Origin of the sequence: Cognatilysobacter tabacisoli (assembly GCF_003586305.1) — a bacterium.
Lineage (GTDB): Bacteria > Pseudomonadota > Gammaproteobacteria > Xanthomonadales > Xanthomonadaceae > Cognatilysobacter_A > Cognatilysobacter_A tabacisoli.
Window position 1 is genome coordinate 1,324,137 of record NZ_QXJI01000001.1, and the last position, 13,621, is coordinate 1,337,757.

Here is a 13,621-nt window from a genome sequence, read left to right on the forward strand (position 1 = left end):
CCAACCGGAAGCCCGCCATGACCCGTCGCGTCGTCCTTGCCCTCGCCATCGCGCTCGCCGCGACCCCCGCCCTCGCCGCCGACCCGGTCGCGCTGCAGTGCGGCCAGCTGTTCGACGCGCGCAGCGGCAAGGTGCTCGACGCCCGCACGGTGGTCGTCCGCGACGGCAAGGTCGCCGAGGTGCTCGCCGGCGCCGCGACGCCGGCGGGCATGCGCGCGATCGACCTGTCGGGCCACACCTGCTCGCCGGGCTGGACCGACCTGCACGTGCACATCGCCGAGCAGTCGAGTCCGCAGAGCTACTCCGAAGGCTTCCGCCTGGACGACGTCGACTTCGCGTTCCGCTCGGTCGGCTACGCGCGCAAGACGCTGCTGGCCGGGTTCACCAGCGTGCGTGACCTCGGCGGCACGGTCGCCCCGCCGCTGCGCGACGCGATCAACCAGGGGCTGGTCGACGGGCCGCGGATCTGGGCCGCGGGCAAATCGATCGCGACCACCGGCGGCCACGCCGACCCCACCAACGGCTACAGCGACGCGCTGGCCCACGTGATCGGCCCGCCGGGCCCGGTCGACGGCGTCGTCAACTCGGTCGAAGACGCGCGCCAGGCCGTGCGCCAGCGCTACAAGGAAGGCAGCGACGTCATCAAGATCACCGCGACCGGCGGCGTGCTGTCGTACGCCAGGTCCGGCGACGCCCCGCAGTTCACCACCGAGGAGGTGCGCGCGATCGTCGACACCGCCAGGGACTACGGCTACCGCGTCGCCGCGCACGCGCACGGCGAGGAGGGCATGAAGCGCGCGATCGAAGGCGGCGTGACCACGATCGAGCACGGCACCTACATGAGCGACGCGGTGATGGCGCTGATGAAGAAGCACGGCACCTGGTACGTGCCGACGATCTCCGCCGGCCGCTTCGTCGCCGAGAAGGCGAACATCGACGGCTACTTCCCCGACGTGGTGAGGCCGAAGGCGGCGCGGATCGGCTCGCTGATCCAGGCCACCGCCGGCCGTGCGTACAAGAACGGCGTCAAGATCGCGTTCGGCACCGACATGGGCGTCGGCCCGCACGGCGAGAATGCGCGCGAGTTCATCTACATGGTCGAGGCCGGCATCCCGGCCGCCGTCGCCCTGCAGACCGCGACCGTGCGCGCGGCCGAAGTGCTCGGCGTCGACGACCAGGGCGTGATCGAGGTCGGCAAGCGCGCCGACATCATCGCGATGCCTGGCAATCCGGTCGACGACATCAGCGCGGTGATGAAGGTCGACTTCGTGATGAAGGACGGCACGGTCCACCGCCAGCCCTAGGCTGGCGGCGACGCGGCGGCCTCAGCGCGCGATGCGAGCCAGCGACGCGTAAGCCAGCAGCCACGCGGCCACCGCCAGCCGCTGCACCGGCGGCCCGGGCCACAGCACCGCCGGCAGGCCCGCCATCAGCACCAGCAGCGCCGCGATCGCCAGCGGCGCCGCCCGGGCGCGGTCCGGCACGCTACCGCCGCGCAGGCCGGTGGCCAGCAGCAGCCCGCCAGGCACGAACGCGATCCACCAGCCCGTCCACGCGCCGGCGTGCAGCCGGCTCGACGCCGACTCCAGGTCGTCCGGATCCAGCGGCAGCAGCCCCTGTGCGCCGAACGCCAGCGCCGACAGCTGCAGCAGCTGCGCGCCGAGCCGGGCCGCCCAGCCGGCGCCGCGCAGTCGCGCCCGCAGCGCCAGCGCGGCCAGCAGCGCCAGCGCGCCCGGGAGCACGAACGCCAGCGCGTTGAACCACGCCGCCGTCGGCACGCCGCGCGCACCCGGCAGCGACAGCGGGTGCTGGAGGTGCGAGTACCCCGGCAGCGCGATCGAGGCGGCCACGACTGCGAGCAGGCACAGCCCCGCGGCCCAGAGCCCGGCGCGTGCGGCGTGCGTTCCTGTCAGGACGTTCATCGCGCCATGCTAGCGTGCGCGCCGCCGCTGCCGGTTGCATCGCACCGCGCGCGCCCCCAGATCGCGCCTGTCCCACCGACCCGCCCACGCAAGGATTCCCGCCGCATGTCCGCGACCGCCGCCCCCAGCCCGCACGTCTTCGACGCCACCACCGACGGCTTCGAGAACGAGGTCCTCAACCGTTCGATGCAGGTGCCGGTGCTGGTCGATTTCTGGGCCGAGTGGTGCGGGCCGTGCAAGACGCTGGGGCCGATCCTCGAGAAGCTCGCGGCCGAGTACAACGGCGCGTTCGTGCTGGCCAAGGTCGACGTCGACAAGGAGCAGCAGCTGGCCGGCGCGTTCCAGGTCCGTTCGATCCCGACCGTGTTCCTGGTCAAGGACGGGCAGATCGCCGACGGATTCCCCGGCGCGCTGCCGGAAGGGCAGCTGCGCGAGTTCCTGAAGCACCACGGCATCGAGCCGCTTGCCGCGGTCGAGGCCGAACCGGCGGCGGTCGACGACGCGCCCGTCGATCCGCACGCCGAGGTGGTCCGCCTGCGCGCCGCGGTCGCGGCCGAGCCGGACAAGGACGAGCTGCGGCTCAACCTGGCGCTGGCGCTGCTGAAGACCGGCGCGGTGCGCGAGGCAGAAACCCTGCTCGACGGCCTGCCGGCCAACCTCGCCACCGACGACCGCAGCGTACGCGCACGCGCGCGCCTCGGTTTCGCCGCCCTGCTCGACAACGCCCCGCCGGTGCCGGTGCTCGAGGCCGCGGTCGCCGCCGACCCGCGCGACCTGCGCGCGCGGCACCTGCTCGGCGCGCACCGGCTGGTCGCCGGGGAGTCCGAAGCCGCGCTCGCGCAGTTCCTCGAGATGCTGCGCATCGACCGCCAGTTCGACGACGGCCTGCCGCGCAAGGCCCTGATCGACGCGTTCCGGGTCATCGAGGACGAGGATCTGGTCGGGGTCTATCGGCGCCGGATGTCCTCGCTGCTGTTCTGAACGGACGTCGCGCCGGCGGCGGTTGACTGTACGGCTGCGTATGGCAGGCTTGCCCGCCCTGCCCCGCCACTGCACGCCCGCATGAAAGCCCGCACCCTACGCCACGGCCTGAACCTGTGGCCGCCGTTCCTGTTCACCGGCGTCCACGTGACCGCGATCGCCGACGACTACCGCCACGCCCGGGTCGAACTGCGCATGCGCCCGTGGAACCGCAACTACGTGCGCACGCACTTCGGCGGCAGCCTGTTCGCGATGACCGATCCGTTCTGGATGCTGCTGACGCTGCAGGCGCTCGGCCGCGACTACATCGTGTGGGACAAGGCCGGTTCGATCGACTTCGTGAAGCCCGGCCGCGGCACCGTGCACGCGCGCTTCGACCTCGACGACGCGACGCTGGACGCGATCCGCGCCGCGACCGACGGCGGCGAGAAGCACCTGCGCTGGTTCGATACGGCCGTCGTCGACGAGGACGGCGAAGTGGTCGCGCACGTGCGCAAGCAGCTGTACGTCCGGCGCAAACGCGCCCGCGACGCGGTCGCCGCCGCGAGCTGACGATGTCCCGCGTCGCGCGCGACTGGCGCGGTGCGTCAGTTGCCGCCACGCCGCGTCGCAGCGTGCACACGCGCTTCACACGCGCGGTCACGCTTCCACCTCCACCCTTCAGCGAGTCAGCGGCGCGGCCCGCGCGCGCACGCGTCGCCATGCGTAGCGCGGTATCCTGACCGTCCGCAACAGGGGGCGGACACGTGCCACACGGATCGAGCCACGACGCGAACACGCCACTGCCGGAGATTGCCGGCTACCGGCTGCTGCGCGTGCTCAACCAGGGCGGCATGTCGACCGTGTACCTTGGCCAGCAGATCGCGCTCGGCCGCGAGGTCGCGGTCAAGGTGATGCTGCCGCAGGCGCTGTCGGACGAAGTCAGCCGGCGCCGGTTCGAGAACGAAGTGCGCACGATCGCGCGCCTCGAGCACCCCAACGTGGTGCACATCCACGAGGTCGGTCGCACCCGCGACGGACTGCCGTACTACTCGATGCCGCACCTGGCGCGCGGCCACCTCGGCCAGCGCGACTTCAGCCACAACGAGCCGCGCGCCGTCGCCACCGCGATGACGCTGCTGTCGGCGCTCGAGTACGCGCACGAGCGCGGCGTCGTGCACCGCGACGTCAAGCCGGAGAACGTGCTGTTCGACGACAGCGAGCGCCCGCTGCTGGCCGACTTCGGCATCGCGCTGCGGCGCGGCTTCGGCCCGCGCGTGACCGCCGCCGGCTTGGCCGTCGGCAGCACGGCGTACATGGCGCCGGAGCAGGCGCGCGGCGAGGAGGTCGACGCGCGCGCCGACCTCTACAGCTTCGGCGTGATGCTGTGGGAAATGCTCGTCGGCACGCTGCCGTTCCAGGCCGGCGACGCGCTGTCGATGGCGGTGATGCACGCGCAGGACCCGATCCCGCAGCTGCCCGAGCGCCTGCGCCACTGGCAGCGCTTCATGAACCGCGCGCTGGCCAAGCAGCCGACGCACCGCTTCCAGAGCGTTGCGCAGATGCGCCAGGCGATCGACGCGGTGCAGCGCGGGCGCGGCGAGTCGGCGTGGTTCGGCGAGTGGATCGACCGGCTCGGCCCGGCGCAGCGGTGGGTCAAGCCGCTGTGGATCGCCGCGAGCGTGGTCGCGCTGCTCGCCGTCGGCACGCTGCTGGCCAAGCGCGGCAGTGGCGACGAGGCGTTCTTCCGCGCGCCGGCAACGGCGCCGATCGAGGCCACCGCCGACCCGACCGAAGCGATGCTCGAGCCGCTGCCGGCGCTGCCGATGCAGCGCGCGCTCGACGCGGCGCGCGAACACATCGCCAAGCGCAACCTGACCGCGCCGGCCGACGCGAACGCCTATGGCAGCGTGCTCGAGGCGTGGCACACCGACGGCACGCACCCGCAGGTGCAGGCCGTCATCGGCGAACTCACCGATGCGTTCGCCGGTGAGCTGGTGCGCAACGTGGCCGCCGGCAACGACCAGCGCGTGCGCGACTACTACGGACACGCCGCGACGCTCGGCCAGCAGACCGGCAATGCCGACAGCGCATCGCTGCGACGCCTGCGCCAGCAGGCCGCCGACGCGCTGCGCGAGCGCATGGCCGACGCGGTCAAGCGCGTGGACCGCGAAGGCGCCGAGCGCACCGTCGGGCTGGCCAGCGACCTGGGCCTGTCGCCAAAGCTGGTCGCCGAACTGACGACCCGCGCCAAGGCGATGCCGCGCAACGGCGAGCGCCTGCCGGGCGACACGTCCGGCGGCGTGGTCGCCGACAGCGGCGCGGGCGCGATCGTGATCGGGCGCCGACCGGTGAGCCGCGCCGAGTACGAACGCTTCGCACGCGCCAGCGGCCGCCCGCCTGCGCTGTGCCGGGAGAAGGCCTCGCTGCTGCGCGTGCTCGCCCCGCGCGACTGGCGCACGCCGGGATTCAGCCAGGGCGACGGCGAGCCGGTCGTGTGCGTGTCGCTGCGCGACGCCGAAGCCTACGCCAGCTGGTACAGCAAGCAGACCGGCCACCGCTACCGCCTGCCGACCGCGGCCGAAGCGCGCCAGACCGGCGCCGAGCTCAGCGGTCGAGACGTCTCGATGTGGCTGCGCGACTGCGGCAGCACCTGCCAGCAGCGCCAGGTCGCCGGCACGTCGTGGCGCAGCAAGCAGGGCCAGCGCGCCCTCGCCGCGGGCCGCGGCTACGACGACGTCGGCTTCCGCCTGGTGCGCGACCTGTAAGCACCATCGCAGCGTTCCACCCGGCCCCTCGCGCGCGGGTGGGCGCCACCTACAATGCGCGCATGCGCAAACCCTCCCTGCAACGCCTGTTCCTGACCGGCCTGCTGACCCTGCTGCCGATCTGGCTGACCTGGGTCGTGGTCAAGTTCGTGTTCGTGTTGCTGTCCGACACCAGCCGGCCGCTGATCCAGCCCCTGCTGCAGAACGCCGCGACCCACCCCTCGCTCGCGTGGCTCGACGCGCCGTGGGTGCAGAACGCAATCGCGCTGCTGGCGACGATCGCGGTGATCCTGCTGTCGGGTGTGATGGCCCGGCGCGTCGTCGGCCAGCGCCTGCTGCGCTGGTTCGAGTCGGTGATCGACCGCATCCCGCTGGCCAGCACCATCTACGGCAGCGCGCGCAAGCTGCTCGACATCCTGCAGACCAAGCCCGACGGCACCCAGCGCGTGGTGCTGATCGACTTCCCGCACACCGAGATGAAGTCGATCGGCTTCGTCACCCGGGTGCTGCACGAGCACGGCACCGGCCGCGAACTCGCCGCGGTGTACGTGCCGACCACGCCGAACCCCACGTCCGGATACCTGGAGATCGTGCCGGTCGAGAAGATCACCCCGACCGACTGGACCGTCGACCAGGCGATGGCCTTCATCATCTCCGGCGGCGCCGTATCGCCCGAGTCGATTCCGTTCTCGCCGCCCCCCCGGGACTAGAAACGTCGCGCTGCGAAAGTTCGGGCCGGGCGCGGCCCGCCGGGGACTGGGATCGTTCTACTGCGCTGCCCCGGGCCGCGCGCGCGGCATGCGCCAACCGGTGACGACGCGGTGTCGCATAGGTCATGCCCCTCACCCGCGTCCATCCCCGCACTCCCCCCGTATCCTGCAGCCGCGCCCGGCCGGCGCGCCGTGCCACTGGAGTCCACCGCATGACCCCGACCCGCGCACTCGGCGGTAGCGTCCTCGACGACCGCGCCACCCGTCTGTTCCTGGTGCTGGCGGCGTTCTTCTGCGTCAACGCGGTGCTCGCCGAGTTCATCGGGGTCAAGATCTTCGCGCTCGAGGACACGCTCGGGCTGGCGCCGATGGAGTGGAACCTGTTTGGCCAGACCGGTTCGCTGAGCTTCACCGCCGGCACGCTGCTGTGGCCGGTGGTGTTCCTGATGACCGACGTGGTCAACGAGTTCTACGGCCGCCGCGGCGTGCGGATGATCTCGTGGCTGGCCGCGGGGCTGATCGTCTACGGCTTCGTGTTCGCGTTCGCCGCGATCGCGCTGGCACCCGCGGGCTGGTGGGTCACCGCCGCGCAGCCGCAGGGCGTTCCGGACTACCAGGCGGCGTTCGCCGCGGTGTTCGGCCAGGGCCTGTGGACGATCGCCGGCTCGCTGGTCGCGTTCGTGATCGGGCAGCTGATCGACGTGTCGATCTTCCACCGCATCCGCCGCGCCACCGGTGAGCGCTGGGTGTGGCTGCGCGCGACCGGATCGACCGCGGTGTCGCAGCTGGTCGACAGCTTCGTCGTGCTGTACATCGCGTTCGTGCTCGGGCCGCAGCAGTGGCCGACGTCGCTGTTCCTCGCGGTCAGCACCGTCAACTACCTGTACAAGATGCTCGCCGCGCTGGCGCTGATCCCGTTGATCTACCTGGTGCGCGCCGGCATCACCCGCTACCTGGGCGCGTCGCGCGCTGCCGAACTGCGCGCGCAGGCCGCGGCGTGACGGGCCTTTCCGGCTGAGCGCGTTGACCGCCGATCCGTGACTTCCGACCGGCGCAGCCCCGGTGTGCAGGCCCCATGCTCGGCCTTTCACCGCCCAGGACCGCACCCATGACGCTTCGCCCCCTTGCGCTTGCCCTCGCGCTGACCCTCTCCGCGTGCGCGACCACACCGGTCGACACCGCCACCGTCGCCACCGCGCCCGCGTCCCAGCAGGATAAGGCCGCCCGGCTGACCGCGCTGTACGACCAGTACTGGGAGGAAGTGCTGGCGATGAACCCGGTGCAGGCCACGTTCCAGGGCGACAGCCGCTACAACGACCAGCTGCCCGACTTCGGCACGGCAGAGTTCCGCGCCAAGTCGCGCGCGTTCACCGAGCGCTGGCTCAAGACGGTCGAAGGCATCGGCAGCGACGGCCTCACCGGCCAGGACCTGCTGAGCTACGAGATCTTCGTGCGCGATGCGAAGAATTCGCTTGCGGGCGAGCGCTTCCCCGGCTGGATGATGCCGATCAACCAGATGGGCTCGATCGCCAGCTTCGCCGTCCAGCTGGGTTCCGGCACCGGCGCGCAGCCGTTCAAGACCGTCAAGGACTACGAGAACTGGCTGGCGCGCGGCAACAAGCTGCCGCAGCTGTTCGACACCTCGATCGCCAACATGCGCGAGGGCATGAAGGCCGGCGTGGTGCAGCCGCGCGCGCTGATGGTCAAGGTGGTGCCGCAGCTGGACGCGCTGATCAAGGACAAGCCCGAGGAGACGCTGTTCTGGGGTCCGATCACCAACATGCCGAAGGATTTCTCCGCGGCCGATCGCGAGCGCCTGACCGCCGCGTACCGCGAGATGATCGGCCAGCGCCTGATGCCGGCCTACCGCGAACTGCGCACCTTCATCAACGACGAGTACCTGCCGGCCACGCGCGCGACGGTCGGCATGGACAAGCTGCCCGATGGCCAGGCCTGGTACGCGTTCAACGCGCGCAACTCGACCACCACCGACCTGAGCCCGGACCGCATCCACCAGATCGGGCTGGATGAAGTCGCGCGCATCCACGGGCTGATCAAGACCGAGGTGATGGACAAGGTCGGCTTCAAGGGCACGCTGCAGGAGTTCTTCGCCTTCATGAAGGACGACCCGCGCTTCAACTTCGCCAGCGAAGACGCACTGCTGGCGCACTACCGCGGGCTGGAAGCGAAGATCAACCAGAAGGTCGGCGAACAGTTCTCGCTGATCCCGAAGTCGCCGTTCGAGATCCGCCCGGTCGAGGCGTTCCGCGCCAAGTCGGCGGCCGGCGGCTCGTACATGACCCCGAGCGAGGACGGCAGCCGCCCGGGCATCTTCTACGTCAACACCTACGACCTGCCGACCCGCAAGACCTGGGACGCCGAGGACCTGTACCTGCACGAGGCGATCCCGGGCCACCACTTCCAGCTCGCGCTGCAGCAGGAGCTGACCGGGCTGCCGAAGTTCCGCCGCTTCGGCGGCGAGACCGCGTTCGCCGAGGGCTGGGGCCTGTACGCCGAGTCGCTCGGCCGCGACCTGGGCGTCTACACCGACCCATACAACTACTTCGGCTACCTGCAGAACGAGCTGTGGCGCGCGATCCGCCTGGTCACCGACACCGGCCTGCACAGCAAGAACTGGACCCGCGAGCAGGTCATCAAGTACATGCTCGACAACTCGGCCGAGAGCGAGACCCAGGCCACCGCCGAGGCCGAGCGCTACATCGCGTGGCCGGGCCAGGCGCTGGCCTACAAGATCGGCGAACTGAAGATCCAGGAAGTGCGCGACCGCGCGGAGAAGGCGCTGGGCGACCGCTTCGACGTGCGCGAGTTCCACGCCGAAGTGCTGAAGGACGGCTCGGTGCCGCTGGAAGTGCTCGACGCCAAGATCGACCGCTGGATCGCGTCGAAGAAGGCGTGACGAGGGGCGCCCCGGCGCCGACATCGGCAAACCGAGGAGGGCCGGCATCCGCCGGCCCTTCCTTTTGGTGCCCGCGTGCAGACGCGGGCGCGCCGCGCCGCCGCTTGATCCGCGACCGCGCCTCGCACATGGTTCGCGCATGCACCTGCGCGCCGCCGAGCGATCCGACATCCCCGCCCTCGCGCGGCTGATCGACGTGTCGGGCCGCGCGCTCAGCGTCGGCCACTACACGCCCGAACAGGCCGACGCGATCACCCGCCACGTGTTCGGCGTCGACACCCAGCTGATCGAAGACGGCACCTATATCGCCATCGAGCACGACGGCCGCATCGTGGCCTGTGGCGGCTGGAGCCGGCGGCGCACGCTGTTCGGCGGCGACCAGACCAAGACCGGCGCCGATCCGCTGCTCGACCCGGCCACCGAACCCGCGCGCATCCGCGCGTTCTTCGTGGACCCGTCGGTGGCGCGCCGCGGCCTCGGGCGCCGGCTGATGGCGGCATGCACCAACGCCGCGCGGCACGCGGGCTTTCGTTCGCTCGAACTGGTGTCGACCCTGCCCGGCGAGCCGCTGTACCTGGCCTCGGGATTCACCGTCGTCGAGCGCTTCGCGCTGTCGCTGCCCGGCGGCATCGACGTGCCGGTCTCGCGGATGGCGCGGGCGCTGTAGCGCGCGACCTCGGGGGCTCGCGGAAGAGCCTCCGTCGCGCCCGCCGGAGCGGCCGCGTTCGAGCCGGCACGCACGCGCGCGTCGGCGCTCCCGCTGCGACCGGCAACGTGCTGTCCCATTCGCCAACGCCGAGCGCGCTTCCTAGAATCGGCGCCACCACACAGCATCGGATGGAACGTGCACATGACCCACGACCTCGCCGCCTCGCAATCGGACATGCGCAACGCGTACTGCAGCGGCGGTGCCGGCGTACTCGCGTCGGCGCTCGCGTGGGGCGCGGCCGCGGCGACCGCGTGGCTGGCCTCGCCGCAGCAGGCGGTGTGGGCGCTGTTCGTCGGCGGAATGCTGATCCACCCCGTCGGTGTGCTGCTCTGCAAGCTGCTCGGCAGCCGCGGCCACCACGCCAAGGGGAACCCGCTCGGCTCGCTGGCTTGGGCGAGCACGCTGTGGCTGATCTTCAGCCTGCCGCTGGCGTACGCGGCCTCGCTGCAGCGCATCGAGTGGTTCTTCCCGGCGATGCTGCTGGTGATCGGCGGCCGCTACCTGGTGTTCGCGACCGTGTTCGGCATGCGCCTGTACTGGGTGCTCGGACTCGCGCTGGCCGGCGCGGGGTTCGCGCTGGGGCGGGCCGCCGCACCGCCCGTGGTCAGTGCGCTGGCGGGCGCGGCGATCGAAGTGGCGTTCGCCGCGGTCGCGTTGATCGGGCACCGGCGCTGGCTCCGCAGCGCGCCGTCGACCGTGACGGCTCCGCTGGGCGATTCGGCGTGAGTCGCACGGGGGACGCGCTTCGATGCTGAAACTCCCTGTGTGCTGCTTCGTCGGCCCGTCGGCGCCGCTGATGCTGCTCGAGCTCACTGGCGACCTCACTTGGGACAAGCTCGCGTCGCGCGCCGCTCATCTTTAAGGACCCTGCATGAAGATCTTCCGCGCCCGCAGCTTCACCGCCGACCGCGCCTGGGGCGCGACCGACATCGCCAACATGGGCGGCATCACCACGCGCCTGCACTGGACCGACCAGCCGTACCGCTGGCACGTCAATGATGGCGAGGAAGTGTTCGCGGTGCTCGATGGCCGGGTCGAGATGAAGTACCGCGAGAACGGCGTCGAGCACAGCACGATCCTCGAAACCGGCGACGTCTTCCACGCGACCGTCGGCACCGAGCACGTCGCCCACCCGCTGGGCGAGGCGCGCATCCTCGTCGTGGAGCGCGAAGGCAGCGTCTGAGCGTTCGCCGCGATTGCGCCGCACGAGCGCCCCGCACGCGCGACACCCGACGCCCCACCCGTCGACGCGGGCCGTTTTCACGGCCGCGGCACCGCCGCTCTGCGACAACGCCTGCCCCGATTGCAGGAATCCACGCCGATGCAACCTTCCCTCCGCAGCGCCGGCACCGCGACCGCGCACCGGGTCGCCGGCTGGGTTCCGCCAGTGGCGCGCATCGGCTATGCCGCCAAGGGCGTGGTCTACGTGCTGCTGGGCTACATCGCGTTCAAGGCCGGGCTCGCGTCGGGCGAACCGCAGGGCACCACCGGCGCGCTGCAGTCGCTGGCCGACGAGCGCGGCGGCCACCTGATGCTGGTGCTGATCGCGGCGGGCCTGCTCGCCCACGTCGCGTGGCGGCTGGTGCAGGCCGCGCTCGATCCCGAGCACCCGGAGCACGACGCCAAGCGCGTGCCGATGCGGCTGTTCTATGCGCTGAGTGCCGCGATCTACGCGTCGATGGCCTACACCGCGTGGCAGCTGGCGCGCGTCGGCCGCGCCGACGGCGGCGACGGCACCGAGGTCTGGGTGGCGCGGCTGCTGTCGAAGCCGTTCGGCACGTGGCTGGTGATGGCCGCCGGGCTGGGCGTGATCGGCTACGGCATCCACCAGCTGGTCAAGGCCGCGCGCGGCGACGTCAACAAGCACATGGACGTCGCCCGCGTCGGCAGCCACGCCGCCGCGCCGTCGCGCGCGGTCACGGCGATCGGCCGCATCGGCACCGCCGCGCGCGGCCTGGTCTTGCTGCCGCTGGGCTGGTTCGTGTTCAACGCCGGCCGGCTGTACCGCGCCTCGGCCGCCGCCGACACCGGTGAAGTGCTGCGCATGCTCGGCCACGGCGGCCTGCTGGCCGCGGTCGGCCTCGGCCTGGTCGCCTACGGCGTGCACCAGATCGCCAAGGCGGTCTACCGGCGGATCGAACGGCCCGCCTGACGCATCCGCGTGCGCGTGTGCGCCGCGGGCGGGCGCGACGCCCGCGCGCCCCTGGCGTGAGCTGGCGTCGAGAACGCGGTGGCGCCGATGCGTGCGCTTACGGCGCCGCTGCCGGCAGGAACAGGCCCGCATGCGCCCACGCCGCGCCGCTGGGGCCGTGCGGCCACGACTGGGCTGCGAGGTCGATGTAGCCGGGGCGGTCCGAACCGGCACCGACGCGGGTGTCGATCGACAGCATGCCGCTCGGGTCGTAGCGCAGCAGGTACATGCCCCGCTCTTTCTCGACCTCCGAGCCGACGACGATGCGATCCGACGCGGGGTCCTTGGCCGCCCAGTGCGCATTGAAGTCCGCGGGCAGCTGCAGGCGCGACACCTCGCGCGGCGCGGCCGGGTCGGCGATGTCAAGCACGACCACCATCTGCGACCACGCGACCGGCATCAGCCAGTGGGTGCCGACGACGACCGGCACGCTGCACCCCACGCGCGTGGACGGGTCTTTCGGATCGCGGCCTTGAATGTCGTAGACGTGGGCGATCGACGGCGCATCCGACGCCAGTCCGGTCAGCCGATAGAAGCCGCACATGTAGGTGTTCAACAGCACCGAGCCGTCGGCCATGCGCCGCGGCCCGAACGGCATCTCCGCCGCCCAGTCGAGCGGCGTGCCGTCGGGCTTCCTGCCGTCCGGCACGTCGATCGTGTGCAGCAGGCGCAGATCGGAGTAGCGCCACACCTGCACCACGTTGGCGCTGCTCTTCTCCATCATCCGCGCGCTGGTGGTCACGATGCGGTCGATGTCGGGCATCGGCAGGATCGCGTACAGCCGGATCGGCTCGGCGCGTCCCGGCACGGCGGCACTGGCCGAGCGCAGCAGCTCGCCTGCGGCGGTGTACTCGGCCAGCCCGCCGTGGCCACCCGGGCTCTCGGTGTCGCTGGCCTTCGGGCTCGGGCCGTCGCTGCGCAGGAAGCCCATCAGCACGTTGCCGTTGGGCAGGCGCGCGTAATCGTGCGGGAAGCGCAGCGGCGCCGGCGGCGCGATGGACTTCGTAATGCGCAGTGCCGGCGCGGCGGACACGTCCAGCAGCAGCGTGCGCTCGGGGTGGTGCGCGTTGGCGAACACGTGCCGCCCGCCGGCCGGAAGCACGTACTCGAGGTGGTGCGGCATCGACTTGCGGTGGCCGTACGGCTGGGTCGACACGACCTTGCCGAGGTCCGGGCTCTCCGGGCGCACGTCGACGACGGCGAAGAAGTCCTCCTCGGCGCCGTCCTTGTCGGCGGCAAGCAGCAGCAGGTACGGCGACGGCCCGGCCGCGGCGGGCGGTGCGATGTCGGCGGTCGGCGGGACGGAGGCGCAGCCGCCGAGCAGCAGCGGCGCGAGCAACAGGCTGGCAGTTTTCATCAGGGCCCCGGGTAGCGAGTGCGGAGCGCGCGCGGGACGCCCGGCTCAGGCGGACCAACGCGCCGCTGCGCGGCCGGCGGCCATGGC

General features: G+C 71.8%; 13 protein-coding genes. 11 read left to right on the forward strand and 2 right to left on the reverse strand.

Annotated elements, in window-relative coordinates; translation table 11 throughout:
• The first annotated feature begins 17 nt into the window (after positions 1 to 17).
• A complete protein-coding gene (locus D3A60_RS10705; protein WP_119718648.1) occupies positions 18 to 1,304 on the forward strand; it encodes a metal-dependent hydrolase family protein in 1,287 nt (428 codons plus the stop codon).
• A gap of 21 nt (positions 1,305 to 1,325) precedes the next feature.
• Here D3A60_RS10705 and D3A60_RS10710 read toward each other — a convergent pair whose 3' ends face one another.
• Positions 1,326 to 1,922, reverse strand: a complete 597-nt coding sequence (locus D3A60_RS10710; protein WP_119718649.1) for a DUF998 domain-containing protein — start codon at positions 1,920 to 1,922, stop codon at positions 1,326 to 1,328.
• A gap of 105 nt (positions 1,923 to 2,027) precedes the next feature.
• Here D3A60_RS10710 and trxA point away from each other — a divergent pair, with 105 nt between their 5' ends.
• From trxA to D3A60_RS10760, 10 genes are all read left to right on the forward strand, one after another.
• Positions 2,028 to 2,903 (forward strand): thioredoxin, encoded by an 876-nt coding sequence (trxA, locus tag D3A60_RS10715; RefSeq protein WP_119718650.1) that lies wholly within the window; start codon positions 2,028 to 2,030, stop codon positions 2,901 to 2,903.
• 81 nt (positions 2,904 to 2,984) lie between these two features.
• Complete coding sequence (locus tag D3A60_RS10720; RefSeq protein ID WP_119718651.1) at positions 2,985 to 3,455, forward strand: DUF4442 domain-containing protein; 471 nt, start codon at positions 2,985 to 2,987, stop codon at positions 3,453 to 3,455.
• 194 nt (positions 3,456 to 3,649) lie between these two features.
• On the forward strand, positions 3,650 to 5,650 hold the full coding sequence (locus D3A60_RS10725; RefSeq protein ID WP_119718652.1) for a bifunctional serine/threonine-protein kinase/formylglycine-generating enzyme family protein: 2,001 nt from the start codon (positions 3,650 to 3,652) through the stop codon (positions 5,648 to 5,650).
• A 62-nt stretch (positions 5,651 to 5,712) separates the two neighbouring features.
• The gene (locus D3A60_RS10730; protein ID WP_119718653.1) at positions 5,713 to 6,360 is read left to right on the forward strand and encodes a DUF502 domain-containing protein; all 648 of its coding nucleotides are present in this window, start codon (positions 5,713 to 5,715) and stop codon (positions 6,358 to 6,360) included.
• Positions 6,361 to 6,572: 212 nt separating this feature from the next.
• Positions 6,573 to 7,361: a queuosine precursor transporter gene (locus D3A60_RS10735; RefSeq protein WP_119718654.1), complete on the forward strand. Its 789-nt coding sequence runs from the start codon at positions 6,573 to 6,575 to the stop codon at positions 7,359 to 7,361.
• 107 nt (positions 7,362 to 7,468) lie between these two features.
• Positions 7,469 to 9,277 carry a DUF885 domain-containing protein gene (locus tag D3A60_RS10740; protein WP_407062767.1) on the forward strand — a complete coding sequence of 603 codons (1,809 nt, stop codon included), beginning with the start codon at positions 7,469 to 7,471 and terminating at the stop codon, positions 9,275 to 9,277.
• A 139-nt stretch (positions 9,278 to 9,416) separates the two neighbouring features.
• A complete protein-coding gene (locus D3A60_RS10745) occupies positions 9,417 to 9,944 on the forward strand; it encodes a GNAT family N-acetyltransferase (RefSeq protein WP_119718656.1) in 528 nt (175 codons plus the stop codon).
• Positions 9,945 to 10,127: 183 nt separating this feature from the next.
• Positions 10,128 to 10,712: a DUF7010 family protein gene (locus D3A60_RS10750; protein WP_119719081.1), complete on the forward strand. Its 585-nt coding sequence runs from the start codon at positions 10,128 to 10,130 to the stop codon at positions 10,710 to 10,712.
• 145 nt (positions 10,713 to 10,857) lie between these two features.
• Positions 10,858 to 11,169, forward strand: a complete 312-nt coding sequence (locus D3A60_RS10755; protein ID WP_119718657.1) for a cupin domain-containing protein — start codon at positions 10,858 to 10,860, stop codon at positions 11,167 to 11,169.
• A 138-nt stretch (positions 11,170 to 11,307) separates the two neighbouring features.
• Positions 11,308 to 12,138, forward strand: coding sequence for a DUF1206 domain-containing protein (locus D3A60_RS10760; protein ID WP_119718658.1), 831 nt, complete (start codon positions 11,308 to 11,310; stop codon positions 12,136 to 12,138).
• Between the two features lie 97 nt (positions 12,139 to 12,235).
• On the opposite strand, the gene D3A60_RS10765 is transcribed toward D3A60_RS10760, so the two are convergent.
• Entirely contained in the window at positions 12,236 to 13,534 is a 1,299-nt protein-coding gene (locus D3A60_RS10765; protein WP_157981469.1) for an LVIVD repeat-containing protein, read from the reverse strand.
• Positions 13,535 to 13,621 lie beyond the last annotated feature (87 nt).

Excerpts from the sequence above, each read along its gene's own strand:
- D3A60_RS10705 (WP_119718648.1), top strand. The coding sequence starts at position 18 with ATGACCCGTCGCGTCGTCCTTGCCCTCGCCATCGCGCTCGCCGCGACC.
- D3A60_RS10710 (WP_119718649.1), bottom strand. The coding sequence starts at position 1,922 with ATGAACGTCCTGACAGGAACGCACGCCGCACGCGCCGGGCTCTGGGCC.
- trxA (WP_119718650.1), top strand. The coding sequence starts at position 2,028 with ATGTCCGCGACCGCCGCCCCCAGCCCGCACGTCTTCGACGCCACCACC.
- D3A60_RS10720 (WP_119718651.1), top strand. The coding sequence starts at position 2,985 with ATGAAAGCCCGCACCCTACGCCACGGCCTGAACCTGTGGCCGCCGTTC.
- D3A60_RS10730 (WP_119718653.1), top strand. The coding sequence starts at position 5,713 with ATGCGCAAACCCTCCCTGCAACGCCTGTTCCTGACCGGCCTGCTGACC.
- D3A60_RS10735 (WP_119718654.1), top strand. The coding sequence starts at position 6,573 with ATGACCCCGACCCGCGCACTCGGCGGTAGCGTCCTCGACGACCGCGCC.
- D3A60_RS10740 (WP_407062767.1), top strand. The coding sequence starts at position 7,469 with ATGACGCTTCGCCCCCTTGCGCTTGCCCTCGCGCTGACCCTCTCCGCG.
- D3A60_RS10745 (WP_119718656.1), top strand. The coding sequence starts at position 9,417 with ATGCACCTGCGCGCCGCCGAGCGATCCGACATCCCCGCCCTCGCGCGG.
- D3A60_RS10750 (WP_119719081.1), top strand. The coding sequence starts at position 10,128 with ATGACCCACGACCTCGCCGCCTCGCAATCGGACATGCGCAACGCGTAC.
- D3A60_RS10755 (WP_119718657.1), top strand. The coding sequence starts at position 10,858 with ATGAAGATCTTCCGCGCCCGCAGCTTCACCGCCGACCGCGCCTGGGGC.
- D3A60_RS10760 (WP_119718658.1), top strand. The coding sequence starts at position 11,308 with ATGCAACCTTCCCTCCGCAGCGCCGGCACCGCGACCGCGCACCGGGTC.
- D3A60_RS10765 (WP_157981469.1), bottom strand. The coding sequence starts at position 13,534 with ATGAAAACTGCCAGCCTGTTGCTCGCGCCGCTGCTGCTCGGCGGCTGC.